Source organism: Gordonia sp. SMJS1, assembly GCF_029866425.1.
GTDB lineage: Bacteria > Actinomycetota > Actinomycetes > Mycobacteriales > Mycobacteriaceae > Gordonia > Gordonia hongkongensis.
Window position 1 is genome coordinate 3,229,850 of sequence record NZ_CP123381.1, and the last position, 24,401, is coordinate 3,254,250.

Consider the following 24,401-nt stretch of genomic DNA (forward strand, 5'->3'; position numbering starts at 1 on the left):
GGACCGATACCGGCCCGGACGCGTTGTCAGCGAACAGGTTTCGGGCACGACGGGTGTGTGCCCGCGGTGACGAGCTCACGGACCGCGGCACGCGGGTCGCCACTCGTGACGAGACCTTCGCCGACGAGAACCGCATCGGCGCCGGCACCGGCGTAGGCCAGCAGATCGGCGGTGCCGCGCACACCCGACTCGGCGATCCGGATGGTCTCCGTGGGCAGACCGGGTGCGATGCGCGAGAAGGTGTCCCGCTCGACCTGCAGGGTCTTGAGGTTGCGTGCGTTCACGCCGACGACCGAGGCGCCGGCTTCGAGGGCGCGGCTGGCCTCCTCCTCGGTGTGCACCTCGACGAGCGCGGTCATGCCCAGGCTCTCGGTGCGGTCGAGGAGTGAGGCGAGCACGTTCTGCTCGAGGGCGGCGACGATCAACAGGATGACGTCGGCGCCATGGGCGCGGGCCTCATGGATCTGGTACGTGCCGACGATGAAGTCCTTGCGCAACACCGGGATGTCGACCGCGGCGCGGACGGCGTCGAGGTCGGCGAGCGAGCCGCGGAACCGGCGTTCCTCGGTGAGCACGCTGATGATGCGCGCGCCGCCGTCTTCGTATGCGCGGGCGAGTTCGGCGGGGTCCCCGATGCTGGCGAGTTCGCCTTTCGACGGACTGGCGCGCTTGACCTCGGCGATGACACCGATTCCGGGCTGACGCAGGGCGGCCAGCGCATCCTTGGGGGCGGGAGCCTTGGCGGAGGCCGCTTTGACCGAGGCGAAGTCGACGACGGCCTCACGTGCCGCGACGTCGGCTTTCACTCCCTCGATGATCGATTCGAGAACGTTGGGCACGCTCACAGCGACTTGCTCCCTTCTCCCTCGACGTGTGTTCTCAGGGTAGACGGGCGGTTCGGGCCGGTTGCGTCCGGGTTGGCCGATCCGTGACCTCATCGCGCTGATGCGTCCATCGTCGGAGTCTGCGACCGGGCGTCGCCGTCCCCGACCCGTCATCGGCTTGCGGTTCAGCGACGGTCGGGGTCGTTCGGGTCGGTCGGGTCGATGCCGGTGTCGAGCGCGTCCCACATCATCCGCTCGTTCGCCCCGGGCGGCGTCGGCTCCGCTGCCGGGTCGGGGTCGTCCGCCCGACCGCTCGTTCCGGGCTTCGCCGAATCGGATCGGGCCGCGCCTGGCTCCGCGACCGCGGCCTCGTTCTGCTCCGCGGCCTTGCGACGCTCGTAGTCGGCGAAGATCTCGGTCTCGATCTCCTCGCGGCGAGCGGCCGGAGTGGTGTATTTCGACGATCGGGTGGCCCCCTTCGCGACGCGCAGCAGCATGACCGCTGCACCCACCGCACACACGGTGCCGGCGAGCACGACCACCGCGGCGAGGGGGTTGGTGTCGACGAAGAGCACGATGTAGCGATCGGGGATGCTGCCCGCCTCGGCGGCGTACGCAGAGTCGGTGCCCCCGGTGATCAGCGAGATCGCCGGGAAAGCGGCCAGGAGCCCGCCGACGGCGACCAGGATCGCGACGACTCGGAGGGCCCAGCCACGCACTGACAGCGCCGCGAGTATGCCCGCCAAGTAGACCAGCGCGAGCGGCGTGAGCCAGGGACTCCAGTCCCCGCCGTTGACCTCGAACGCGCGCTGCGGGGACAACCCGTCCTCGGCGGAGACGGTGGCCCAGGTCAGCCGGCTCGCACCCCAGAAGGCCGCTGCGGCCGCCGCCATCAGCAGTGCCGCGACGACCTGTCGGCGCCGGACGGACTTGCGGCGGATGGCCTCTACGTCAGGACCTGCCGCGGCTCCGGATTCGTCAGAGGTCATGAGTTCTCACCCACCCGTCGCATCGTCGAGGCGGCCGCGACCGCGTTGAGCACCGCGGTGGCCTTGTTACGCGCCTCGTTGTACTCGTACTCGGGCTCGCTGTCGGCCACCACACCACCGCCGGCCTGGACGAATGCCTTACCGCGCGCGAGCAGCGCGGTGCGGATGGCGATGGCGGTGTCGGCGTTGCCGGCGAAGTCGAGATAGCCGACGATCCCGCCGTAGAGCCCGCGGCGGGTCATCTCGTGTTCGTCGATGAGTTCCATCGCCCGCACCTTCGGTGCGCCGGTCAGGGTTCCGGCCGGGAAGCACGCCGTCACGGCGTCGAGGGCATGCTTGTCGTCGCGGAGGGTCCCCGACACGGTCGAGACGAGATGCATGACGTGGCTGTAGCGCTCGATGTGCCGATAGTCGCTGACCTTGACCGTGCCGGGTACGCAGACACGTCCGAGGTCGTTGCGCCCGAGGTCCACCAGCATCAGGTGCTCGGCGTTCTCCTTCTCGTCCTCGATCAGGCCCTTGCCGAGCAGTTGGTCTTCCTCCTCGGTCGCGCCGCGCCAGCGGGTGCCCGCGATCGGGTGCGTGGTCGCCACCCCGTCGGCCACGGTGACCAGTGCCTCGGGGCTGCTGCCGACGATGGTGAACGGCTTGCGCGCGATCGCGTCGGGCGAGCCGGTGTCGCTGTGCTCCTCGGTGCCGGGCATCCGCAGGAGGTACATGTACGGACTCGGATTGGATGCGCGCAGCACGCGATAGACATCGAGCGGGTCGGCGTCGGAGTCCATCTCGAAGCGCATCGACGGCACGACCTGGAAGGCCTCGCCGGCCTCGATCTCGCCGACGAGATCGGTGACGATCTCGCTGTACTCCGCGAGCGATCGCTGCGCGGCGAACTCGGGCCGCGGGCGGTCGAAGGTCGACACCGTCGACGGCGCGGGTGCGGCGAGCGCTTCGGTCATCCGGTCCAGCCGGTCGAGTGCGTCGGCGTAGGCGTCCTCGACCCGCTCGTCGGAGCCGTCCCAGTTGACCGCGTTGGCGATGAGCGTGATCGTGCCCTCATGATGGTCGACCGCGGCGAGGTCGGTAGCCAGCACCATCATCATGTCCGGGAGGCCCAGATCGTCGACCGTGGTCTCGGGCAGACGCTCGAGCCGGCGGACCATGTCGTAGGCCATGAAGCCGACGAATCCGCCGGTCAACGGGGGCATCCCGGGGAGTGGGTCGGTCTGCAGGAGGCGCAATGACTCCGCGAGGACCTCGAGCGCGTCGCCGCCCTCGGGTGCGCCGACGGGCACCGACCCCCACCAGTGCGCCTGTCCGTCGACGACGGTCAGGGCCGATGGTGCGCCCGCGCCGATGAACGACCATCGGGACCAGGACCGCCCGTTCTCGGCGGACTCCAGCAGGAAGGTCCCCGGACGGTCGCCCGCGAGTTTGCGATAGGCCGACAGCGGCGTCTCGGAGTCGGCGAGGACCTTACGCGTCACCGGTACGACGCGGTGATCGCGCGCGAGGTCGAGGAACTCGGCGAGAGTCGTGGTGTCGGCGGCCCCGCCGGTGGTGGCGGTCATCCGAGCGGCTCGCCGCCGACGCCCCACTGATTACGCGGAACCTCCGTGATCGTCACCCAGACCGAGTCGGGGTTCTTGCCGGTTGCCTTGGCATAGGCCTCGGTGACCGCGGCAATCGTCTCGCGCTTGACGCGATCCGACAGTCCCGGCGTCTGCGAGATCTGGATGAGGGGCATGGACGCACCGCCTTTCGAAGGTCTCGAGCTGTGGCGTGTCCCGGAGTTCGCACCCGGGACTCGTGTCTCGGGTCTATTCTGCTGGGTCCGTCGAGCCCGACCCGGATTCGGCCCCGGAACCCGGCGCCGCGTCGATCCCGAACGTCAGCGACTCGGTGTCGAAACAGCTGTGGTTGCCGGTGTGGCAGGCCGCGCCCACCTGGTCGACGATCAGCAGCACGGTGTCGCCGTCGCAGTCGATGCGGGCGTCGTGCACATACTGCGTGTGCCCGCTCGTCTCCCCCTTCACCCAGTACTCCTGGCGTGACCGCGAGTAGTAGGTCCCCTTCCGGGTGGCGAGCGTGCGCTCGAGCGCGACGTCGTCCATCCAGGCGACCATCAGCACCGTCCCGGTGCTGCGTTCCTGCGCCACCGCGGTGAACAGGCCGTCGGCGTTGCGTTTGAGGCGTGCGGCGAGATCGGGATCGAGTGCCATCAGCGACCTTCCGGATCGGTGCGGGAGGGGACGCGGCGTGTCATCGGACGGTGATCCCGGCGTCGCGCATGGCCGTCTTCACCTGGGCCACGGTGAGTTCGCCGAAGTGGAAGACCGAGGCCGCGAGAACGGCGTCAGCGCCCGCCTGCACCGCCGGCGCGAAATCGTCGATGCGGCCGGCGCCGCCGCTGGCGATGACCGGCACCGACACCGCGGCGCGTACGGCAGTCAGCATGCGCAGGTCGAAGCCCTGTTTGGTGCCGTCGGCGTCCATCGAGTTGAGCAGGATCTCGCCGACACCGAGGTCCTGCCCACGGACCGCCCACTCGACCGCGTCGATCCCGGTGCCCTTACGGCCGCCGTGGGTGGTGACCTCCCAGCCCGACGGCGTGGGTTCCGCACCTTCGGGAACTGTCCGGGCGTCGACGGACAGCACGATGCACTGCGAACCGAAGCGCCGGCTCATCTCGGCGAGCACCTCCGGCCGGGCGATGGCCGCGGTGTTGACGCTGACCTTGTCGGCCCCGGCGCGCAGCATGGTGTCGACGTCGTCGACGGTCCGGATGCCCCCGCCGACGGTGAGCGGGATGAACACCTGATCGGCGGTGCGCTTCACCACGTCGATCATCGTCGAGCGCCCCGAGCTCGACGCGGTCACGTCGAGGAAGGTCAGTTCGTCCGCGCCTTCGCGGTCGTAGCGCTCGGCCAGCTCGACCGGGTCGCCGGCGTCGCGCAGGTTGGCGAAGTTGACGCCTTTGACCACGCGGCCGTCGTCGACGTCGAGGCACGGGATAACCCGGGTCGCCAGCGTCATCGTCGGGTCTCCTTCGGGGTGGTGGATTCTGGGGTGATGACGTCTGGGGTCCATTCCGGGATCGTCTCGCCGATGACACGCATCAGACCGGCGTGCACGGTCGGGGTACCGGCGACCAGCGACGGCGACGCCACGGTCCACGGACGGCCGGCGATGTCGGTCGCCACACCGCCGGCGGCCCGGACCAGCGCCGCTCCTGCCGCGTTGTCCCAGGGGTGCCGGCCGAAGGCGATCGCCCCGCCGAACACGCCGGCCGCGGTGAACGCCATGTCCACACCCGTCGACCCGGTCATCCGGATCCGGGCGGCACGCGTGCTGAGTTCGCGCAGGAGGTCGGCCCGGCGCGCGCCCGGGTAGCGGCCACCGCCGCGGGCATCGAACGGACCGAAGGCGATGGCTGCCTCGGCGAGTTCCATGTCGGGAGCCGGCGGGACGGCTACGCCGTTCAGCACCAGCGGACCGTCGGCGTGTGCGGCGTACCGGCGTCCCACGAGCGGCAGCCACGTCATCCCGAGCGTGGCCTCGCCGTCGACCACCAGACCGAGGAGGATCCCGGTGAGCGGCATCCCCGCGGAGTAGTTGAAGGTGCCGTCGATCGGGTCGAGCACCCACACCGGACCGTCGACGACGTCGGCGCCGCCGAATTCCTCGCCGTGGACCGGGATCTGGGTCCGGTCGGCGAGCTCGGCCCCGATGTGGCGCTCGAGGTCGAGGTCCACCTGCGTGGCGAAGTCGGTGCCGCCCTTGTTGATCGCGCTCGGCGCACCCTGACCGTCGACGAAGCGATCGACGGCGGCGTCGAGGATCGACCCGGCGGTGTCGAGCAGCCGGGGCAGGTCGAGGGTGGAGTCCGCCGCGCTCATCAGACCCCGGCGACCGCGGTCAACGCCTCCGGCAGCGTGAATCGGCCCGCATAGAGCGCCTTGCCGACGATGGCGCCCTCTACACCCTGGCCGGTGAGGCCGGCGATCGCGACCAGATCGTCGATGGCCGAGACGCCGCCCGAGGCCACGAGGGGGGCGTCGGTGGCCGCGGCGACCTCGGCGAGGAGATCGAGGTTCGGACCCTGCAGCGTGCCGTCCTTGGAGACGTCGGTGACCACGTAGCGGGCGCATCCGTCGCGATTCAACCGCTCGAGGACCTCCCAGAGATCGCCTCCGTCGGTGACCCAGCCCCGCCCGCGCAACCGGTAGGAACTGCCGTCGCGGATCACGTCCAGACCGACCGCGATGCGGTCCCCGTGCTCGGCGATCGCGCGGGCACACCACTCCGGGTTCTCCAGGGCGGCGGTACCGAGGTTCACGCGCGTGCACCCGGTGGCGAGGGCGGCGGCCAGCGAATCGTCGTCGCGGATGCCGCCGGACAGTTCGACCTTCACGTCGAGTTCACCGACCACGCCGGCCAGCAGTTCGCGATTGTCGCCGCGGCCGAACGCGGCGTCGAGGTCGACGAGATGGATCCACTCCGCACCGTCCCGCTGCCACGCCAGCGCCGCGTCGCGCGGCGAACCATACGACGTCTCGGTGCCGGCCGCGCCCTGGACCAGGCGGACCGCCTGCCCGTCGGCGACGTCGACGGCGGGAAGGAGTTCGAGGGTGCTACCCATGGGTGAATCTGTCCTGTCTGTTCTGGATCGAGCGCGGTTCTTGATCGAGCGAGTCGGCGGTGGACGTGATCGGGGTGGGGTCAGGCGGGGTGGTGACCGTCGCGCGCCGCGATCAGGTCTGTCCGGGCGCGGTCGACCATGCGGTTGGCAACGGTACCGATCGCGGCGATCATCGCCGCCACCGCCACCAGCGCGGCGACCAGTCCGGCGATCGGCGACCAGTGCGCACACAGCGCGATGATCGGGACGGACACGATCAGGACAAGCACTCCCGCACCGAGAGCGTAGAAGGCGAGCTTGGCGATCGAGAAACCGGAGGACGCCGAGGACGCGCCCGCCGCGTCGGACCCGGACGGTCGCCCGACGGGTCCGTCGCCGTACCCGGCGTCGTCCGGGCGCGGCGTGCCGTCGGTCACGAGAGTCCCCGAACCCAGTTCTCCAGCAGGTGCGCACCGGCGTCGCCGGACTTCTCCGGATGGAACTGGGTCGCCGACAGCGGCCCGTTCTCCACCGCGGCGAGGAACGGTCCACCATGTTCGGCCCAGGTCAGCTTGGGCGCGGTCAACGGCGAACCCTCGTTGTCCATCTCCCAGGTCTGCGCGGCGTAGGAATGCACGAAGTAGAAGCGGGTGTCGGCGTCGAGCCCGTCGAAGAGCACGGTGCCCTCGGGTGCGTCGACCGTGTTCCAGCCCATGTGCGGCAGAACGGGAGCGGGCAACTGGGTCACACTGCCCGGCCACTCCCCGCAACCCTCCGCCTCGACGCCGAACTCGACGCCGCGCTCGAACAGGATCTGCATGCCCACGCAGATGCCCAGGACCGGGCGGCCGCCCGCCAATCGTCGCCCGACGATCCGGTCGCCCTTGACCGCGCGCAGGCCTTCCATGCAGGCGGCGAACGCGCCGACGCCGGGCACGACGAGGCCGGTGGCGTTCAGGGCCGTGTCGAAGTCGGAGGTGACCGTCACCTGTGCCCCGGTCCGCTCGAGCGCACGCTGCGCGGACCGCAGGTTGCCCGAGCCGTAGTCGAGGATCGTGACGTCGGCGACGCTCACAGCGCGCCCTTCGTCGACGGCACACCGGTCACGCGGGCGTCGTACTCGGTCGCCGCGCGCAACGCGCGGGCCACGGCCTTGAACTCCGCCTCGGTGATGTGGTGCTGGTCGCGGCCGTAGAGGACCCGCACGTGCAGCGCGATGCGCGCGTTGAGCGCGATCGACTCGAACACGTGCCGGTTGATGACGGTCGAGTACGGGACACCCGGGTAGCCACCGATCACGGCGGTGAGCATGTGCTCGGGCTCGCCGGTGTGGACGCAGTAGGGGCGGCCCGACACGTCGACGACGGCCTGGGCGAGGGTCTCGTCCATCGGGATCCAGGAATCGCCGAAGCGACGGATGCCCTTCTTGTCGCCGAGCGCCTGGCCGAGAGCCTGGCCGAGCACGATCGCGGTGTCCTCGATGGTGTGGTGGCCCTCGACCTCGATGTCGCCCTTCGCCTCGACGGTGAGATCGAAGCTGCCGTGCTGACCGAAGGCGGTGAGCATGTGATCGAAGAACGCGATGCCGGTCGAGATGTTCGTCACGCCATCTCCGTCGAGATTCAATTCGACGGAGATCGACGACTCCCTGGTGCTCCGTTCGACCTTCGCGACACGGGGCGCGGGGTTGGTCGCAGAGGGGGTGCTCACTGAGGGTTCTCCAGATCTGTGGTGGCGAGCGTGCGGCTGACGTCGAGGAAGGCGTCGTTCTCATGCGCGAGACCGATGGTCACCCGGAGGTGACCGGCGATGCCGACGTCCCGGATGAGGACGCCCTGGTCGAGGTAACGCTGCCACGACGCCGCAGCATCCCGGAACCGTCCGAACAGCACGAAGTTGGCGTCGGAGTCGATGACGCGGTACCCGAAGGCGGTCAGCGCCGCGACCACGCGCTCGCGTTCGGACCGGATCGCGGCGACGCCGGCGAGGGTGTCGTCGCTGTGGCGCAATGCGGCTCGCGCGGCGGCCTGGGTCAGCACGGACAGGTGGTACGGGAGCCGCACCAGCTGGATCGCGTCGACGACGGCGGGCGCTGCGGCGAGGTAGCCGAGCCGGCCGCCGGCGAAGGCGAAGGCCTTGCTCATCGTGCGGCTGACGACGACCTTGGCCGGGAACTCGTTTATGAGCTCGACGGCACTCGGAGCCGCCGAGAACTCGGCGTAGGCCTCGTCGACGATCACGATGCCCGGAGCCGCCTCGACGATGCGACGCAGGTCCGCGAGCGGGATCGAACCACCGGTCGGGTTGTTCGGCGACGTCACGAAGACGACGTCCGGCTCGCGGTTCGCGACTTCGGCGACCGCGTAGTCGGTGTCGAGCGAGAAGTCGCCCGCCCGCGCCGCGACCAGCCAGGTGGTGTCGGTGCCGTCGGAGATGATCGGATGCATCGAATACGACGGCACGAACCCGAGCGCACTGCGGCCGGGACCGCCGAAGGCCTGCAGCAGTTGCTGCAGAACCTCGTTGGAACCGTTTGCCGCCCACAGGTTCTCGACGCCGAGCTGCACACCGGTGGCCCGGGTCAGGTAGGCGGCGAGGTCGACACGGAGGGCGACGGCATCGCGATCGGGATAGCGGTGCAACTCAGCGGCGGCCTCGCGCACCGACGCGGCGACATCGTCGATCAGGGCCGGCGACGGCGCGTGCGGGTTCTCGTTGGTGTTGAGGATCACCGGAACCCTGAGTTGCGGTGCGCCATAAGCGCTCTTGCCACGGAGGTTCTCACGTAGCGGCAGGTCGTCGACGGTGATCGAGCTGCCCGGGGTTGCCGTCACCGGATCGGCGGCCGTCACCGGCCCGCGCTCCCGACGAAGCGCTGCTTCACCGCATCACCGTGACCGGGCAGGTCCTCGGCATCGGCGAGGGTCACCACCTTGTCGGCGACCTCGCGCAGCGCGGCCTCGTCGTAGTCGATGACGTGGACGCCCTTGAGGAAGGTCTGCACCGACAACCCGGAGGCGAAGCGCGCCGAACCCGACGTCGGCAGAACGTGATTGGAGCCCGCACAGTAGTCACCGAGGCTGACCGGCGCGTAGGGCCCGACGAAGATCGCGCCCGCGTTGTGCACCCGATCGGCGACCGCGGCCGCGTCCCGGGTCTGGATCTCGAGGTGTTCGGCCGCATAGGCATCGACGACGGCGAGCCCCGCGTCGAGATCGTCGACGAGGACGACGCCCGACTGCTCCCCCGACAGCGCGGTGGTCACGCGTTCGCGGTGCTTGGTGGCCGCGACCTGCTGCTCGAGAGCCTCGTCGACGGCGTCGGCGAGTTCGGCGCTGTCGGTCACGAGCACCGACGCCGCGAGGACGTCGTGCTCGGCCTGGCTGATGAGGTCGGAGGCGAGGATGCCCGCGTCCGCCGAGTCGTCGGCGAGGATCGCGATCTCAGTGGGTCCGGCCTCGGAGTCGATGCCCACCACGCTGCGGCACAGACGCTTGGCCGCGGTGACGTAGATGTTGCCCGGGCCGGTGATGAGGTCGACAGGGTCGAGAACGGCATTCGGCTCGTCCGCGGATTCCGTGTCGGCGCCACCGTAGGCGAGCAGGGCCACGCCCTGGGCACCGCCGACCGCCCACACCTCGTCGACGCCGAGGAGCGCACAGGCGGCGAGGATGGTCGGGTGCGGCCACCCGCCGAAGTCCTTCTGCGGAGGCGAGGCGACGACCAGCGAGCCGACCCCGGCCTCCTGGGCGGGGACGACGTTCATGATGACCGACGACGGATAGACGGCGTTTCCGCCCGGGACGTACAGGCCGACGCGGCGCACCGGAATCCACTTCTCGCTGACGACGCCGCCGTCGACGACCTGGGTGCGGGTGGTCTCCCGTCGCTGGTCGGCGTGCACCTTGCGGGCGCGGATGATCGACTCGCGCAGCGCCTCGGCGACCTGCGGGTCGAGCCCGGCCAGAGCATCGGCGATGACCCGAGCGGGCACCCGCACCGACGCGGGGCGGACACCGTCGAACTTCTCGCCGTAGTCGAGCGCAGAACTGCTGCCGTTCTCCGCCACCGCATGCACGACCGGTGTCACCGTGTCGAGGACGGCATTGACATCGGTACCCCCGCGGGGCAGCGCACGACGCAACTCGGCGAGTGTCGGCGTGCTACCGCGCAGGTCAATTCGGGCGAGCATGATCTCTCCTGGTGGCTGCTGATTTACCCAACAAGGATACGTGTCGGGTGCCAGCGGGTTTCTGGTGCGGGTGATGCGGGGTTCTCCTGAGGTGGAGCCAGGCGCCGGGAGCGAAGCGAGCGGGCCGGATGCCGGAGCGAGGTCGACGGACTCCACCGGCGCATCGCGAAAGAGGAGGACGCCCTGTTTTCGTTCGGTGACGACCCTCGACTGCGATCAGTGGGCACCGCGACTAGCGCGTGTGGCGCGCACATCCTGGCGACTCGCTGCTCGACCACGGCGCGTAGGTGTCGGGAAGGTGCCCACACGCCGGCCTGATGTCTGTGGTCAGCCGGATTGAATGGCGCCTATCACAGCACACCGACAGTTCCCGCCGCCCGCGTATCGTATTAATACTCTGTGCGACAATATGATTCAAATCCAGCGCAGCCCGGTTTTCGTGTACACTCGAACGTACATTCGCAGCAACGGTTCTTGGGGGGTTGGCCATGTCTGACGAGTCCGCGACGCCGCAACCGCGTGCCGTCGAGTTGGTGAGCGAGCTGCACGCGATCCTCGACGAAATGCAGTCGGTGGATCTGTCGCCGTGTACCGATGCCGAACTCGCTGAAGTGGCCGCCGATACCGAGAAAGCGATCGCACGGTTGACTGTTGCCGGTGACCGGCAGATCGATCAGGTCGAGGCCCGCGACCTGCCCCGCAAAGCGGGGTGCCGAACACTCATGCAGTACATGACCCACCGGCTACGAGTGTCGAACCCGATGCGACGCCGTAAGCAAATGGACGCCACCGCGACCCGCACCAGCCTCGGCGGCGACATACTGGAACCCGAAAACCCGACCCTGGCTGAGGCTTTCGCCGCAGGAGCGGTCGGTTCCGCGCACGTGCAGGCCGCCCTCGATGTCCTCGACCAGATTCCCCACGGAATCGACCACGACGTGAAAGTCGCGGCCGAGCGACAGATGGCCGAGATCGCCACCGACCACACACCCGCCGACATCACCCAACTCGGTGCCCGGCTGCTGGCACACCTCGATCCCGACGGCACATTGGCTGATGACACCGACCAGAAACGACGCCGCAACCTGTGGATCGGTCGGCAACGCGCCGATGGCACCGCCAAGATCTCCGGCACCCTCACCCCCGAACTCGCCGCCCGACTCACCATGATGTTCGCCGTGTGGGGCAAACCCGGACTCAACAACCCCGACGACCCCGCCTCGCCCAGCGGGCCGGCCGGTGCCGCCGACCCCGACGCCCTGGCCACCGCAGCCGACCGCGACGGCCGCACCCTCGCCCAGACCAATCACGACGCGCTCGACGCTGCACTCGCCGCAGGCTTCGCCGACGGCGCACTCGGGACGTCGCATCGCGGACTGCCCGTGCAACTGATCATCAAAGCCGACCTCGGCGACCTGATCCGCGAAGCCGGACTCGCCACCACCGCCACCGGCACCCCCCATCCCGGACCTGATCGCGATGGCCGGTGAGGTCCAACCGTGGTTGGCGATCTTCAAAGACGCCACCGCTGTCCCGCTGCACTTCGGGCGGGGAAAGCGTCTCGCCACCCGTGAACAGCGCCTCGTCTCCTTCGCCCGCCCCGACGGTGAAGTATGTTCGGCGCCCGGGTGTGATCAGCCCGCTACCCACGTCGACATGCATCACGCCCACGGTCAAGCCCCTGGAAGTGGTGTAACTGAATGGTGATCCTTCGTGGGTGGTCAGGCGGGTAGTTGCATCAGGTCATCGGTGCTCACCTCCGTCGGCGAGCTGGTGGCGGGGTCGGTGGTCAGGGTGAGTCGGCAGCGGCTGAGGACTTCGAGACCGAGGTAGCGGCGGCCTTCGGCCCATTCGTCGGTCTGCTCGGCCAGGACGGCGCCGATGAGGCGAACGATGGCATCCCGGTTCGGGAAGATCCCGACCACGTCGGTGCGGCGTCGGATCTCCCGGTTGAGCCGCTCGGTGGGGTTGTTGGACCAGATCTGCCGCCACACATCGTCGGGGAACGCGATAAACGCCAGCAGGTCCTCGCGGGCATCGCCGAGGTGGTCAGCAACCTCGGGCAGTCTGCCTTCGGTGTAGTCCAAGAGCCGGTCGAACTGGGCATTGACAGCCTCGGCGGTGGGCTGGTCGTAGACGCTATGCAGCATCGCCTTCACGGCCGGCCACATCGACTTGGGGCACGCGGCCATGAGGTTTGCGGCGTAGTGGGTGCGACAGCGCTGCCAGGCGGCCCCGGGCAGGTTCGCCGCGATCGCCTCGATCAGCCCGGCGTGGGCATCGGAGGTCACCAGCCGGACTCCGCCCAGGCCACGGGCCACCAGGTCGGCGAAGAAGGTGTTCCACGAGGCCTTCGTCTCGCTGGTGGCGACTTGCATGCCCAGGACCTCGCGGTGGCCGTCACCGTTGACCCCGGTGGCCAGCAGCACCGAGGCTTTGACGACCTGCTTGTTCTCCCGGACCTTGATCGTCAGCGCATCGGCGGTGACGAACGTGAACGGTCCGGCCTCGTCCAGGCGCCGGTGCCGGAACGCCGCGACCTGCTCATCGAGGTCTTCGGCCATGCGGGAGACCTGGGACTTGGACAGCGAGTCGATGCCGAGAGTTTTGACCAGCTTGTCCATCCGGCGGGTGGAGACCCCGGCCAGGTAGCAGTCCGCCACGACGGTGATCAGCGCGGATTCGGCCCGCTTGCGACGCTCGAGCAGCCACTCGGGAAAGTAGGAGCCCGAGCGGAGCTTGGGGATGGCGACGTCGACGGTGCCGACCCGGGTATCCAGGGGCCGGTGGCGATAACCGTTGCGGTAGTTGGTGCGCTCTGACGAGCGGGCGTTCCACTCGGCGCCGCACACGGCGTCGGCGTCCGCGGACAGCAGGGCGTTGATCATGGTCTGCAGCAGCTCGCGCATCAGATCCGGTGACGCGTCGGTCAGGGCTTGGCTAAGCAGGCCTGCAGGGTCGACAATATGGGGTGCGGTCATCGTGATGACTCCGTTCGAGGATTCGGTAGAAGGTTGACTCGAAGGATCACACGGTGGCCGCTCTACATCCGTACACAACACGGAATCGCAGACGATCTCGGCCACCGAGTTACACCACTCTATGGGGCACTACTCACGCCCACAAGGATTGGGCGAAGGGTGGTCTCACCGACATCGACGACCTCGCCCCCGCCTGCCCACGCCACAACCGAATGGTCGGCGACCACCCCGGCCAATACACCACCCGCATCGCCCGATCCGGACCCGACGAAGGCCGCTGCGCCTGGCGATTGAACGCCGAACCCGGCGCACCGCCCAACCCCGAGTGCCTCAACCGCCGACCCGACATACCCCGGCGGTTCGCAGAGCATCTGAACACCGTGCGCGACGAAATCCACGGACCACTAACAAGGTCCGGCGATCAAGCACGCCCAGACCAGTCGCGCCCCGAGCCGACCCACCACCAAGACGCGCGCCGCTCATGGTCGCAAACCAGTCACGTCATCGACGTCCGACCACCACGATCCGGACCACCCCTATCCCGGCCCTCCCTCGTCGAGGCCCACCTCATGGAGCTACTCGCCACCCTCTGACCGCATCTGAGATGACGATCAGCTGGCACAGGATTCCGGCGGTCCCGAGTCGTCGGCCAAACGAGCCCAGAACCCTTGGGGAGGTGGGACCAGCGGCCAGCGCATCTCGATCAGCCACAGCGAGGTGCGTGAGTGACTGGCTGGCTGGCTCGCCGGCTGGCTGGCTGGCTGGCTGGCCAAAGACGATGCGAGATGATGTGCAAGTCATACCGGCGGACGACGCCGACAAGCCCGTCGCCGGTCGCGGTCCACCTCGATAGCCTCCGGTAGTGCCGAACTCACTATCGCCGATCCACCTCTGCTGCCTGCTCTGGGCGCGCGCCGACACGGCCGAAGCCCTGACCCGATACGAGGACACCGTTCTCGGCCTGCTCCCCGAGCACAAAGGCGTCGTGCTCAGCCGAGTGGTCGGTGACGGACACGACGGCTCGCCGCACGAGGTGCAGGTCCTGCGCATCGCCGACCGCGACGCACTCGAGGCTTATCTCGCCGATCCGCGCCGGGTGGCGCTCGCGGACGAACGGAACCGGGTGATCGCCCGGACGGAGGTCTTCGACGTCGACGTCCGAACCGACACCGGGTAGCCGAGCGACCTAGGGCGTCGGGATGTCCAGACCGAGGTCCAGGACGGTGACGGAGTGCGTCAGGGCGCCCACGGCCAGGTAGTCGACGCCGGTGCGGGCATAGTCGGCCGCGACGTCGAGCGACAGGCCTCCCGAGCTCTCCAGCTTGGTGCCCGGCGAACGGGTGTTGCGGCGCTGGACGGCCATCTGGGTCTCCCACGGCTCGAAGTTGTCCAGCAGGACCAACTGCGGTTCGAGTCCGAGGACCTCGTCGAGCTGGGTCAGCGAGTCGACCTCGACCTCGACCGGTAGGCCCGGCGCCGCCGCCCGGACCGCCTCCAGCGCCGCGGCGACCGAACCCGCGGCGACGACGTGGTTGTCCTTGATGAGGGCGGCGTCGCCGAGCCCCATCCGGTGGTTGACTCCCCCGCCGGCACGAACCGCGTACTTCTGCAGATGCCGCAGACCCGGAAGTGTCTTGCGCGAGTCGCGGATTCGGGCGTCCGTACCCTCCACCGCCGCCACCCAGGCCGCGGTGGTCGTGGCGATCCCCGACAGGTGCGAGATCAGGTTGAGGGCCGTGCGTTCCGCGGTCAGCAGCGCTCGCGTCGGAGCGTGGACGGCGAGTACGACGGTGCCGGGTTCGACGCGGGTTCCGTCGTCGACGCGCGACGTGATCGTGTACTCGCCCGCCCCGATCACCTCGTCGAAGACCGCCTCGACCACCGGCACGCCGGCGATCACACCATGCGCGCGGCTGACGATCGCGGCGTCGACGACTGCTCCCGCGGGGACGGTTGCGGCCGTGGTGACATCGGGCCCGTACCGCAGGTCCTCGTCGAGTGCGGTCCGGATGAGCGCCCGGATCTCGTCGTCGACGACGAGTTCGAGCGCCCCGCCGGCCGCCTCCTGTCCGACGAATCCGTCGCTCACCGTGTCTGCTCTCCCGAGGGTCACTCGCCCGAGCCCGGGTTGCCGATCGCGATCATGCGCTCGACGCTCTTGCGGGCCTTGTCGGCGACGTCGGCGTCGACGAACACCTCGTCGCGTCCCTCGCGCAGGCAGCGCAGCAGCGCGGCCGGCGTGATCATCTTCATGTACGGGCAGGACGCGCGGTCGTTGACGGCCTGGAAGTCGACGCCGGGCGCGGCCTTGCGCAGCTGGTGCAGCATGCCGACCTCGGTGGCGACGAGAACCTGCTTGGCGCCGGTCTCCCGGGCGGCGTCGAGCATGCCGCCGGTCGAGAGGATCTTGACCCGGTCGGAGGGCACCGCGCCCTCACCGGCCAGGTAGAGCGCCGAGGTGGCACAGCCGCATTCGGGGTGGATGAACAGGTCGGCGTCCGGGTGCGAGGCGGCCTGGTCGGCGAGCTCGTCGCCGTTGATGCCGGCGTGCACGTGGCACTCGCCCGCCCAGATGTGGATGTTGTCGCGGCCGGTCTCGCGCTTGACGTGTGCGCCGAGGAACTGGTCGGGCAGGAACAGCACGTCCCGGTCGGGGTCGATCGAGGCGACCACGTCGACGGCGTTCGACGAGGTGCAGCAGATGTCGGTCAGGCCCTTCACCTCGGCGGTGGTGTTCACGTACGACACCACGATCGCGTCGGGGAACTCGGCCTTCCAGGCGCGCAGCTCGTCGGCGGTGATCGAGTCGGCGAGCGAGCACCCGGCGCGCTCGTCCGGGATCAGGACGCGCTTCTCAGGGCTGAGGATCTTGGCGGTCTCGGCCATGAAGTGGACGCCGCAGAAGATGATCTCGTCGGAGTCGACCTCGGCGGCGATGCGCGAGAGCGCGAGCGAGTCACCGACGTGGTCGGCGACGTCCTGGATGGCCGGCAGCTGGTAGTTGTGCGCGAGCAGCGTCGCGTTGCGGGCGCGGGCGAGGCGTCGGACCTCGTCCGCCCACTCCTGGGTCGGCTCGACGCCGGCGTAGCCGCCGGGAGCGTCGTACCACTCGGCATCGAGGAGTCCGGTCGCGGTGACGGCCGCCGGACGATCACTGGTGATGCTCATTGCCACTCCTCTGGCTCCCCGACGCATGCTCCGCCGGGTCGTCGGTTCCCCGGATCACGGGCCGTGTGTCCGAGGCAGGTTTTCGACTCATGGTCGAAAACGCTATGCATCGTAACATTCGCCACACCGGGCCTATTCCCGCCGCCCCACGCGGGACGGGGCACGTCATTCACGCATCAGCGCGTCGGATGGCAGTCGAAGACGAGGGCTGCGGAGTCATCCCGCGCGAGCAACCTCTTCGCCGTCGAGAACGACGGCCAGATCGTCGAGGGACGTCTCCAGTGACCGCGCGAGTGCCGCGATCGTCGCGAATGCCGGGGTGGGCATACGACCCGTCTCGATCTTGCGGAGCGTCTCCGGCGAGATCCCCGCGTGTACGGCGACCTCGGCCAGCGGGCGCTCGCCGCGGAGTTCACGCAACCGGGCACCCAACCGGCGTCCGGCGGCGATCTGCTCGGGAGTCAACGGGTTGCGGACCATGGGCAGATCCTATCCGATGCGGTATGAATATACCGGTACGCCCCGGTATTTCTATACCGGGATTCATCTGCCGATGATCGACGCAGCCACCGAAGGGAACCCGAGAACATGGTCGAGCTCAAGACACCGTCCGAGGTGGAGGCGATGGCGGTCACCGGCGCGTTCATCGCCGAACTCCTCGCCGACCTCGCCGAACGTGCCGACGTCGGTGTCAACCTGCTCGACCTCGAGCAGCGCGCCCGCGAGATGATCGCCGAGCGCGGCGCCGAGTCCTGCTACTGGGACTACGCACCGTCCTTCGGCAACGGCCCGTTCCGCAACGTCATCTGCCTGTCGGTCAACGACGCGGTACTGCACGGGCTCCCCCACGACTACGTGCTCGCCGACGGCGACCTGCTGTCGATGGATATCGCGGTCTCCATCGACGGCTGGGTGGCCGACTCCGCGCGCAGCGTCATCGTCGGCACGCCCCGCCCCGAGGACCAGCGCCTGGTCGCCGCCACCGAGGAGGCGCTGCGCGCGGCGATCGACGCGGCCCGGCCCGGGGCCCGCTTGGGCGACATCTCCGCAGCGATCGGCGCCGTCGCGAAGTCGCGCGGGTACCGGGTCAACACCGAGTTCGGCGGGCACGGACTCGGCCGGACCATGCACGAGGACCCGCACGTGCCGAACATCGGCAGGCCCGGACGCGGGATGAAGCTGCGGCCGGGACTGACCCTGGCGCTCGAACCGTGGTTCACGCTGGGTACCGAACGCATCAAGTTCGACGCCGACGGCTGGACCATCCGGTCGTTCGACGGTTCGCGCGGCGCCCACAGCGAGCACACGATCGCGATCACCGACGGCGAGGCGCGCGTGCTCACCGCACGACCCGCCTGACAAGGCGGGCGCCGCGTCGGATCGTTGACGGGGCGGGCGCCGCGTCGGATCGTTCCTGCGTCGCGGACACGCGCCGGGGCCATACAATCACCGCATGCCAGCCGCCGGGACCGACTCCTCCTCCACCGACGGCCCCTCCTCCGGTGGGCCCCACGCCGATACGCACCCGGCCGACGAGCGCGGCGCCGGTCTGCGGGTCGAGGTGCTGCCCGTCGTCTTCCAGGTCCGCACGCCGGCCGACGCCGATGCCGCGCACCCGGTGCTGAGCGTCCTGCTCTCGGAGGTCCCTGCCGGGCGGTGGTCGTTGCCCCGCGGCGACGTCGCCGACGACGAGAACCTGTCGGCCAGCGCACGCCGTCTCGTCACCGAGACGATGGCGTCCGCGACGTCGCCCATCTCGAACAGCTGTCGGTGTTCTCCGACCCTCATCGGGTTCCCGGTATCCGCACGATCGCCTCGAGCTACCTGGGGCTCGTCCCGTCCGACGCGTCCTCCGGCCTCCCCGGCGGTGCCGGCTGGTTTGCCGTCGACGCCCTCCCCGAGGTCGTGTTCGACCACGCCGCGATCATCGAGACGGCCCGGCACCGGCTCGCCGCGAAACTCTCGTACACGAACATCGCTTTCGCCCTCGCGCCCAAGCGTTTTCCGATGTCGGAGCTGTCGGAGATCTACTGCGCGGCGCTGGGCTACCCGGTCGACACCACGAACCTGTTGCGCATCCTGAGCCGACGCGCCGTGGTGGTGTCCACCGGCACCGTCGGCAAGACCGGCCGTGCCGGCGGTCGCCCGCCGGCGCTGTACGCCTTCGCCGACAACGAATTACGCGTCACAGACGAGTTCGCGACGCTGCGTCCCCCGATGTGAGCTCTGCTCCGGCCGGCTCGGCGAACGGGTCGTCGGGCAGGTCTCCGACGCCGAGATCGGCCGTGCGCGCGGACAACACACACACCAGGTAGACGATCGCGAAGGCGAACGGCGCGCAGATGAGGAGAATCCACGGGGAGCTGTAGCCGGCACTGGTTCCGCCCTCGAGCCACAACTCGGGAGCGACCTCGTACACCGACGAGACCGGCAACGCGGTCACGTCGTCGTCGAATCGCATGCCCGCAAGCCACATCCCGGTCTCGGCCGCGACCGCGGAACCGGCCACCGTGCCGAGGACCGGCACGAGGAAGCCGACCACGCCGCGCCAGGCCCGCACCGCGATCCACACGACGAGGGCCGCGGCCGCGCCGTAGCCGAACATGGTGAGCGCGAAGGCGGCGACGCCGCCGAAGTCGGTGGTGACCAGCTCGGGGGTGAGCCCACGGACGACCACGCCGGTGGTCGGCGGGGTGAGCACGCCCCAGACCATGCCGGCGATGGCGCCCATCAGCACCACCGCCACGGTCATGGCGACCAGCACCGATACCGGGCGTTCGACGCGCGGGGTCACCGGCGGCCCAACTCGGCGGAGTCGACCGTGCCGTGGCGGGAGCACCGTGCGCTCCAACCGTCGGGACGGACCTGCACCACCATGCGCCGCCCGCATTGTCCGCAGAAGCGCGGCGGTTCCAGGCCCAGGCGCGCGGCGGGCGGGATCGCGTCGGGCGACTGCAGTTCCAGTTCGATACCCGTGTACACGCCGTACCTACACGGTTCGGCGAGCGGGCCCGGGACGGTGTCGATCATGAGAGAACACGCTACCGATCGTCGCGAGGGTCGACGTCAGATCGTGTCGTTCAACGACTTGATCGGCATCGACAGGTCGTTCAGCAGGTCGAGATCGTCCTCGGCCGGCCGCCCCAGCGTCGTCAGGTAGTTGCCGACGATCACGGCGTTGATGCCGCCGAGGATGCCCTGCTTGGCCCCGAGGTCGCCCAGGGTGATCTCGCGGCGCCGGCGAAGCGCAGGATGGTGCGCGGAAGTGCGAGGCGGAACGCGGCGACGGCCTTCAGCGCCTCGGTGGCGGGCAGCACGTCGAGATCCCCGAACGGCGTGCCGGGGCGGGGGTTGAGGAAGTTCAGCGGCACCTCGTCCGGCTCGAGTTGGGCCAGCTCCGCGGCGAACTCGGCGCGCTGCTCGAGCGTCTCGCCCATGCCGAGGATGCCGCCGCAGCACACCTCCATACCGGCCTCGCGGACCATCCGCAGCGTGTCCCAGCGCTCCTCCCAGGTGTGGGTGGTCACGACGTTCGGGAAGTGGCTGCGCGCGGTCTCCAGGTTGTGGTTGTAGCGGTGCACGCCCATGTCGCGCAGCTGGTCGACCTGCTCCTGGGTGAGCATGCCCAGGCTGCAGGCGATCTGGATGTCGACCTCGTTGCGGATCGCCTCGATGCCCGCGGCGACCTGGCTCAGCAGCCGCTTGTCGGGGCCGCGGACCGCGGCGACGATGCAGAACTCGGTGGCACCGGTCTTGGCGGTCTGCTTGGCCGCCTCGACCAGGGACGGGATGTCGATCCACGCGCTGCGCACCGGGGAGGCGAACAGGCCGGACTGCGAACAGAAGTGGCAGTCCTCCGGGCATCCGCCGGTCTTGAGCGAGATGATGCCCTCGACCTCGACCTCGGGACCGCACCACCGCATCCGGACGTCGTGGGCCAGCTGCAGCAGCTCGGTGAGACGGTCGTCGGGCAGGCGCAGGACGGTGAGCACCTGCTCCTCGGTGAGGGCCTCGCCACGCTCGAGCACCTGCTCGCGGGCGATCGCGAGGATGTCGTCGGACGCCCGGACGTCGCGGGCTGCGTCAACGGTTGCCTGGGTCACTGGTGGAACTCCTTGCTGGTGATCCGGCGAAAGTGCCGGTGCGGTAGAGATTTTCAGGTCCGGATGAGCTGTTCCGGCAGGTCTGCGGGGGCGGCGGGTTCGGGGCGGACGGCCACCGGGCGGAGACCGTCGAGCCACTCTGGGTCGAACCAGGTCGGTGCGAGACGGCCGAACCCCGCGGGGTCGAGCTCGCCGGCACCGGCGGGCAGCACCCCGACCACCGGCACGCCGGTCACCCGCGGCAGGTCGTCGCGGTTGCACCGCATGGCGAGATCGGGCTCCTCCGGCCACCACCCGATCACCAGGCCCGCCGGGCGCAGGCCACGGGCGCGGATGGCGTCGACGGTCAGCTCGGCATGGTTGAGCGCACCGAGGCCGGGGTTCACGACGACGAGCACGCCGTCGGCCGTTTCCGGGGCCAGGACCGGTCCCGCGACGTCGAGCAGGGTCGCGGTCTCCCCCAGCCGGACCATGACCCCGCCCGCACCCTCGACCAGGGTCAGCTCGTAAGTGCTTGCGAGGCGGTCGATCTCGCCGGCGATCACGGCGGGATCGGCGAACGGCAGCCCCGCTCGGCGGGCCGCGGTGTCGGGCGCGAGGGGCTCCGGATAGCGATAGCACTCGACGGTCGTGACCGGGCCGGCGAGACGGGCGACCTCGGCGAGGTCACCGGGTTCGCCCGGGGCGACCCCGGTCTGGACGGGCTTGCACACGGCCACAGTGGTCGGCGCGCCGCCCGCGCGGCGGCCGCCAGTGCCGCGGTCGCCACGGTCTTGCCGACGTCGTCGAGGTGCCGGTGATCGCGAGGACGCGTCCGCGCGCGGTCATCGCACCCCCACCTGTCGCAGCGCCTCGTCGACGACCCCGGCGACGTGGTCGAGGGTCGCGGTGTCGAGGTCGGCGCGCACCGTGATGCGCAACCGCGAGGTTCCCGGCGGCACCGACGGCGGACGGAAGCATCCGACGAGCACGCCGCGGTCGCGGCATGCGGCCGCCGCGGCCACGGCGCGTTGCGGGTCGCCGACGATGATCGAGATGACCGCGGCCTGCGGTTCCTCCGCCCCACAGGCCCTGGCCAGGTGACGGGCGTTGGCGCGCAGCCGGTCCGGCAGATCCGGGTTCGCCCGCAATACGCCGAGCGCGGCGCGCGCGGCGCCCACGGCCGCCGGGTTGAGCCCGGTGTCGAAGATGAACGTGCGCGCGCAGTCGACGAGGTGCGACCGCAACAGACCTGTGCCGAGCACCACCCCGCCCTGCGACCCCAGCGACTTGGACAGCACCGAGGTGACCACCAGGTCGGGCGCGCCGGAGAGTCCGTGCTCGGCGACGATGCCGCGACCACCGGGCCCGCGCACGCCGACCGCGTGCGCCTCGTCGACGAGAAGCACCGCGCCGTGGGCGCGTGCGGCGGCGTAGAGGTCGGCGATCGGGGCGGGTTCGCCGTCGATGCTGTAGACGGAGTCGGTGACGACGAGCGCACGCTGTTCGGTCCGATCGGCGAGAGCGGCGCGCACCGCCTCGTGATCGCCGCGGTCGACGACGACCACCCGCGCGCGGGAGAGCCGGCACCCGTCGATCAGCGACGCGTGGCTTCCGGTGTCGCTGACGATCAGGTCGCCGCGCCCCGCGAGTGCGGTGACGGCGCCGATGTTGGCCAGGAAACCGGACGAGAAGACCAGCGCCGCCTCGAACCCGAGGAAGTCGGCCAGCTCGTTCTCGAGATCGACGTGGGCCTGCGTCGTGCCGACCACCAGTCGCGACGCGGTCGAACCGCCACCCCACCGCCGGGCGGCCTCCCGCGCCCCGGCGATGACGTCCGGGTGCGCCGAGAGGCCGAGGTAGTCGTTCGAGCCGAGGTTGATCTCCGCGGCGCCGACCCGCCGGACATGGGGGTCGCGATGGAGACCGGCCGCCGCGCGGTCGCGGGCCGCCCCGGAGAGCCAGGCGAGGCCGACCTCGCCCGTGGCATCCGGTCCCGTGCCGGGGCCGCCCGGGGCGAACGGCCGATCCGATGCGAGCGTCATGACCGCGCTCCCACGAGTTCGACCGTGGCACCGGAGGTCTCGGCGAGCGTGGCGTGCACCGCGGCATGGATGCCGGAGACTATGAGATCGACGTCGTCGGGTTCGCAGACGAACGGCGGCATCGTGTAGACGAGGTTGCGGAACGGCCTGAGCCAGGCCCCGGCGTCGACGGCGGCCTCGGTGGCGGCCGACATGTCCACCGGGCGGTCGAGTTCGACCACACCGATCGCGCCCTTCACCCGCACGTCGACGACGCCGTCCACCTCGCGAAGGGGCGCGAGTCCGCCGGCGAGTCGCGCCTCGATCTCGGTGACCCGCGAGGCCCAGGGCGTCTCCAGCAGCAGTTCGATGGCGGCGACGGCCACCGCGCACGCCAGCGGATTGGCCATGAAGGTCGGTCCGTGGGCGAGGCCGCCCGCCTCCCCGGCACTGATGACCTCGGCGACGCGCGTCGTGCACAGCGTCGCGGCGAGCGTCAGGTATCCGCCGGTGAGGGCCTTGCCGACGCACATGACGTCGGGTGCGACCCGTGCCGAGTCGGCGGCGAAAAGGGTTCCGGTTCGGCCGAATCCGGTGGCGATCTCGTCGAAGATCAGCAGCACGTCGTGACGGTCGCAGATGTCGCGGAGCGCAGACAGGTATGCGGGGTCGTGGAAGCGCATGCCCCCGGCGCCCTGGACCACCGGCTCGACGATGACCGCGGCGAGTTCGTCACGGTGCTCGGCGACCGCGGCGTCGAGCATCGCCACGTACCCGGCGTCGAAGTCGGCGGGCGGGGCGTCGACGAAGACCTGCTCGGCGAGGACCTTCGTCCACATCGAGTGCATGCCGCCCTCGGGGTCGCAGACGCTCATCGGGGTGAACGTGTCGCCGTGGTAGCCGCCGCGCCAGGTCAGCAACCGGGTGCGCCGCGACTGCCCGCGGCTGCGCCAGTACTGCAGCGCCATCTTGACCGCGACCTCCACCGAGACCGAGCCGGAGTCGCAGAAGAAGACCTTCTGCAGGGGTTCCGGGGTGAGCTCGACGAGCAGTCGGGCGAGCCGGGCGGCCGGTTCGTGGGTCAGGCCGCCGAACATCACGTGCGACATCCGGCCGAGCTGGACGGCGGCCGCGGCGTCGAGACGCGGGTGCCGGTAGCCGTGGATCGCCGCCCACCACGAGCTCATGCCGTCGACCACCGTCCGGCCGTCGGCGAGTTCGAGGCGGACGCCCGACGCGGAGGTCACGACGAGCGGTCGGGTCGCGGCGGGCAGTGCACCATACGGGTGCCAGATGTGGTCGGCGTCGACACGGCTGATCTCCGCGTGGTCCACGACGAACGTCTCCTCACTCTCGCCCTGCGCGTGTGGACGGCATCACCTGTACACCGTCCAGGTGTCCTGCACACCGTACAGGCAACTCCTGGACAGTGTACAGGCGACACGGGCGGACACCGACCGAGACCTGGCCGAGGGGACGCGGCCGCCGGCCGCGCGGGCGGCGGTCACTACGCTGACCTC

23 protein-coding genes and 5 pseudogenes are annotated in these 24,401 nt (G+C 70.0%); 5 read left to right on the forward strand and 23 right to left on the reverse strand.

Annotated elements, in window-relative coordinates:
* Positions 1-26: 26 nt before the first annotated feature.
* The 13 genes from trpC to hisD all read right to left on the reverse strand — a co-directional run bounded on the left by trpC (position 27) and on the right by hisD (position 10,626).
* Positions 27-845: an indole-3-glycerol phosphate synthase TrpC gene (gene trpC, locus QAD21_RS14675; protein ID WP_065632347.1), complete on the reverse strand. Its 819-nt coding sequence runs from the start codon at positions 843-845 to the stop codon at positions 27-29.
* A gap of 164 nt (positions 846-1,009) precedes the next feature.
* Positions 1,010-1,813: a TIGR02234 family membrane protein gene (locus tag QAD21_RS14680; RefSeq protein WP_068970346.1), complete on the reverse strand. Its 804-nt coding sequence runs from the start codon at positions 1,811-1,813 to the stop codon at positions 1,010-1,012.
* Positions 1,810-3,384: an anthranilate synthase component I gene (locus QAD21_RS14685; RefSeq protein ID WP_137808506.1), complete on the reverse strand. Its 1,575-nt coding sequence runs from the start codon at positions 3,382-3,384 to the stop codon at positions 1,810-1,812. Before QAD21_RS14685 ends, QAD21_RS14680 begins: the two co-directional genes overlap by 4 nt.
* Positions 3,381-3,560: a tautomerase family protein gene (locus QAD21_RS14690; RefSeq protein ID WP_004021167.1), complete on the reverse strand. Its 180-nt coding sequence runs from the start codon at positions 3,558-3,560 to the stop codon at positions 3,381-3,383. The genes QAD21_RS14685 and QAD21_RS14690 overlap by 4 nt, the downstream gene beginning before the upstream one ends.
* 73 nt (positions 3,561-3,633) lie before the next feature.
* Positions 3,634-4,035 (reverse strand): phosphoribosyl-AMP cyclohydrolase, encoded by a 402-nt coding sequence (gene hisI / locus QAD21_RS14695; protein ID WP_058251762.1) that lies wholly within the window; start codon positions 4,033-4,035, stop codon positions 3,634-3,636.
* A gap of 40 nt (positions 4,036-4,075) precedes the next feature.
* Entirely contained in the window at positions 4,076-4,849 is a 774-nt protein-coding gene (gene hisF / locus QAD21_RS14700; RefSeq protein WP_058251761.1) for an imidazole glycerol phosphate synthase subunit HisF, read from the reverse strand.
* Positions 4,846-5,712 carry an inositol monophosphatase family protein gene (locus tag QAD21_RS14705; protein ID WP_058251760.1) on the reverse strand — a complete coding sequence of 289 codons (867 nt, stop codon included), beginning with the start codon at positions 5,710-5,712 and terminating at the stop codon, positions 4,846-4,848. The genes hisF and QAD21_RS14705 overlap by 4 nt, the downstream gene beginning before the upstream one ends.
* Complete coding sequence (priA, locus tag QAD21_RS14710; protein ID WP_058251759.1) at positions 5,712-6,455, reverse strand: bifunctional 1-(5-phosphoribosyl)-5-((5-phosphoribosylamino)methylideneamino)imidazole-4-carboxamide isomerase/phosphoribosylanthranilate isomerase PriA; 744 nt, start codon at positions 6,453-6,455, stop codon at positions 5,712-5,714. Before priA ends, QAD21_RS14705 begins: the two co-directional genes overlap by 1 nt.
* A gap of 80 nt (positions 6,456-6,535) precedes the next feature.
* Positions 6,536-6,871 (reverse strand): hypothetical protein, encoded by a 336-nt coding sequence (locus tag QAD21_RS14715; RefSeq protein ID WP_137808505.1) that lies wholly within the window; start codon positions 6,869-6,871, stop codon positions 6,536-6,538.
* Complete coding sequence (gene hisH, locus QAD21_RS14720; protein ID WP_068970342.1) at positions 6,868-7,509, reverse strand: imidazole glycerol phosphate synthase subunit HisH; 642 nt, start codon at positions 7,507-7,509, stop codon at positions 6,868-6,870. Before hisH ends, QAD21_RS14715 begins: the two co-directional genes overlap by 4 nt.
* Positions 7,506-8,144: an imidazoleglycerol-phosphate dehydratase HisB gene (gene hisB, locus QAD21_RS14725; protein WP_247449484.1), complete on the reverse strand. Its 639-nt coding sequence runs from the start codon at positions 8,142-8,144 to the stop codon at positions 7,506-7,508. The genes hisH and hisB overlap by 4 nt, the downstream gene beginning before the upstream one ends.
* Positions 8,141-9,286, reverse strand: coding sequence for a histidinol-phosphate transaminase (locus QAD21_RS14730; RefSeq protein ID WP_280359795.1), 1,146 nt, complete (start codon positions 9,284-9,286; stop codon positions 8,141-8,143). Before QAD21_RS14730 ends, hisB begins: the two co-directional genes overlap by 4 nt.
* Positions 9,283-10,626, reverse strand: coding sequence for a histidinol dehydrogenase (hisD, locus tag QAD21_RS14735; protein WP_211539303.1), 1,344 nt, complete (start codon positions 10,624-10,626; stop codon positions 9,283-9,285). The genes QAD21_RS14730 and hisD overlap by 4 nt, the downstream gene beginning before the upstream one ends.
* A 488-nt stretch (positions 10,627-11,114) precedes the next feature.
* Here hisD and QAD21_RS14740 point away from each other — a divergent pair.
* Positions 11,115-12,327 (forward strand): annotated as a pseudogene (locus QAD21_RS14740) (DUF222 domain-containing protein); the annotation flags it as partial.
* A 20-nt stretch (positions 12,328-12,347) separates the two neighbouring features.
* On the opposite strand, the gene QAD21_RS14745 reads toward QAD21_RS14740, so the two are convergent.
* Positions 12,348-13,607, reverse strand: a complete 1,260-nt coding sequence (locus QAD21_RS14745; protein WP_096905832.1) for an IS256 family transposase — start codon at positions 13,605-13,607, stop codon at positions 12,348-12,350.
* Between the two features lie 134 nt (positions 13,608-13,741).
* Here QAD21_RS14745 and QAD21_RS14750 point away from each other — a divergent pair.
* Both QAD21_RS14750 and QAD21_RS14755 read left to right on the forward strand, forming a co-directional pair.
* Positions 13,742-14,200, forward strand: a pseudogene (locus QAD21_RS14750) (HNH endonuclease); the annotation flags it as partial.
* A 269-nt stretch (positions 14,201-14,469) separates the two neighbouring features.
* Positions 14,470-14,784, forward strand: coding sequence for a hypothetical protein (locus QAD21_RS14755; protein ID WP_137808503.1), 315 nt, complete (start codon positions 14,470-14,472; stop codon positions 14,782-14,784).
* A 9-nt stretch (positions 14,785-14,793) separates the two neighbouring features.
* Here the strand turns inward: QAD21_RS14755 and nadC are convergent, their stop codons facing one another.
* The 3 genes from nadC to QAD21_RS14770 form a co-directional block, all read right to left on the reverse strand.
* Positions 14,794-15,696, reverse strand: coding sequence for a carboxylating nicotinate-nucleotide diphosphorylase (nadC, locus tag QAD21_RS14760; protein WP_280359796.1), 903 nt, complete (start codon positions 15,694-15,696; stop codon positions 14,794-14,796).
* 20 nt (positions 15,697-15,716) lie between these two features.
* The gene (gene nadA, locus QAD21_RS14765) at positions 15,717-16,775 is read right to left on the reverse strand and encodes a quinolinate synthase NadA (RefSeq protein ID WP_006898428.1); all 1,059 of its coding nucleotides are present in this window, start codon (positions 16,773-16,775) and stop codon (positions 15,717-15,719) included.
* 216 nt (positions 16,776-16,991) lie between these two features.
* Entirely contained in the window at positions 16,992-17,255 is a 264-nt protein-coding gene (locus tag QAD21_RS14770; protein WP_068970339.1) for a helix-turn-helix transcriptional regulator, read from the reverse strand.
* 108 nt (positions 17,256-17,363) lie between these two features.
* On the opposite strand from QAD21_RS14770, the gene map reads away from it, so the two are divergent.
* Together map and QAD21_RS14780 are read left to right on the forward strand one after the other, a co-directional pair.
* The gene (gene map / locus QAD21_RS14775; RefSeq protein ID WP_006898426.1) at positions 17,364-18,134 is read left to right on the forward strand and encodes a type I methionyl aminopeptidase; all 771 of its coding nucleotides are present in this window, start codon (positions 17,364-17,366) and stop codon (positions 18,132-18,134) included.
* 94 nt (positions 18,135-18,228) lie between these two features.
* Positions 18,229-18,998, forward strand: a pseudogene (locus QAD21_RS14780) (NUDIX hydrolase).
* Here the strand turns inward: QAD21_RS14780 and QAD21_RS14785 are convergent.
* The 6 genes and pseudogenes from QAD21_RS14785 to QAD21_RS14810 form a co-directional block, all read right to left on the reverse strand.
* A complete protein-coding gene (locus QAD21_RS14785) occupies positions 18,961-19,569 on the reverse strand; it encodes a DUF2567 domain-containing protein (protein ID WP_280359797.1) in 609 nt (202 codons plus the stop codon). The pseudogene QAD21_RS14780 and the gene QAD21_RS14785 overlap by 38 nt on opposite strands.
* Complete coding sequence (locus QAD21_RS14790; RefSeq protein WP_006898423.1) at positions 19,566-19,805, reverse strand: hypothetical protein; 240 nt, start codon at positions 19,803-19,805, stop codon at positions 19,566-19,568. Before QAD21_RS14790 ends, QAD21_RS14785 begins: the two co-directional genes overlap by 4 nt.
* A 36-nt stretch (positions 19,806-19,841) precedes the next feature.
* Positions 19,842-20,878: pseudogene (gene bioB, locus QAD21_RS14795) on the reverse strand (biotin synthase BioB).
* Positions 20,879-20,931: 53 nt separating this feature from the next.
* A pseudogene (gene bioD / locus QAD21_RS14800) lies at positions 20,932-21,706 on the reverse strand (dethiobiotin synthase).
* On the reverse strand, positions 21,703-22,902 hold the full coding sequence (locus QAD21_RS14805; RefSeq protein ID WP_280359798.1) for an 8-amino-7-oxononanoate synthase: 1,200 nt from the start codon (positions 22,900-22,902) through the stop codon (positions 21,703-21,705). The pseudogene bioD and the gene QAD21_RS14805 overlap by 4 nt, the downstream one beginning before the upstream one ends.
* The gene (locus tag QAD21_RS14810) at positions 22,899-24,215 is read right to left on the reverse strand and encodes an adenosylmethionine--8-amino-7-oxononanoate transaminase (RefSeq protein ID WP_280359799.1); all 1,317 of its coding nucleotides are present in this window, start codon (positions 24,213-24,215) and stop codon (positions 22,899-22,901) included. The genes QAD21_RS14805 and QAD21_RS14810 overlap by 4 nt, the downstream gene beginning before the upstream one ends.
* Between the last annotated feature and the right edge of the window lie 186 nt (positions 24,216-24,401).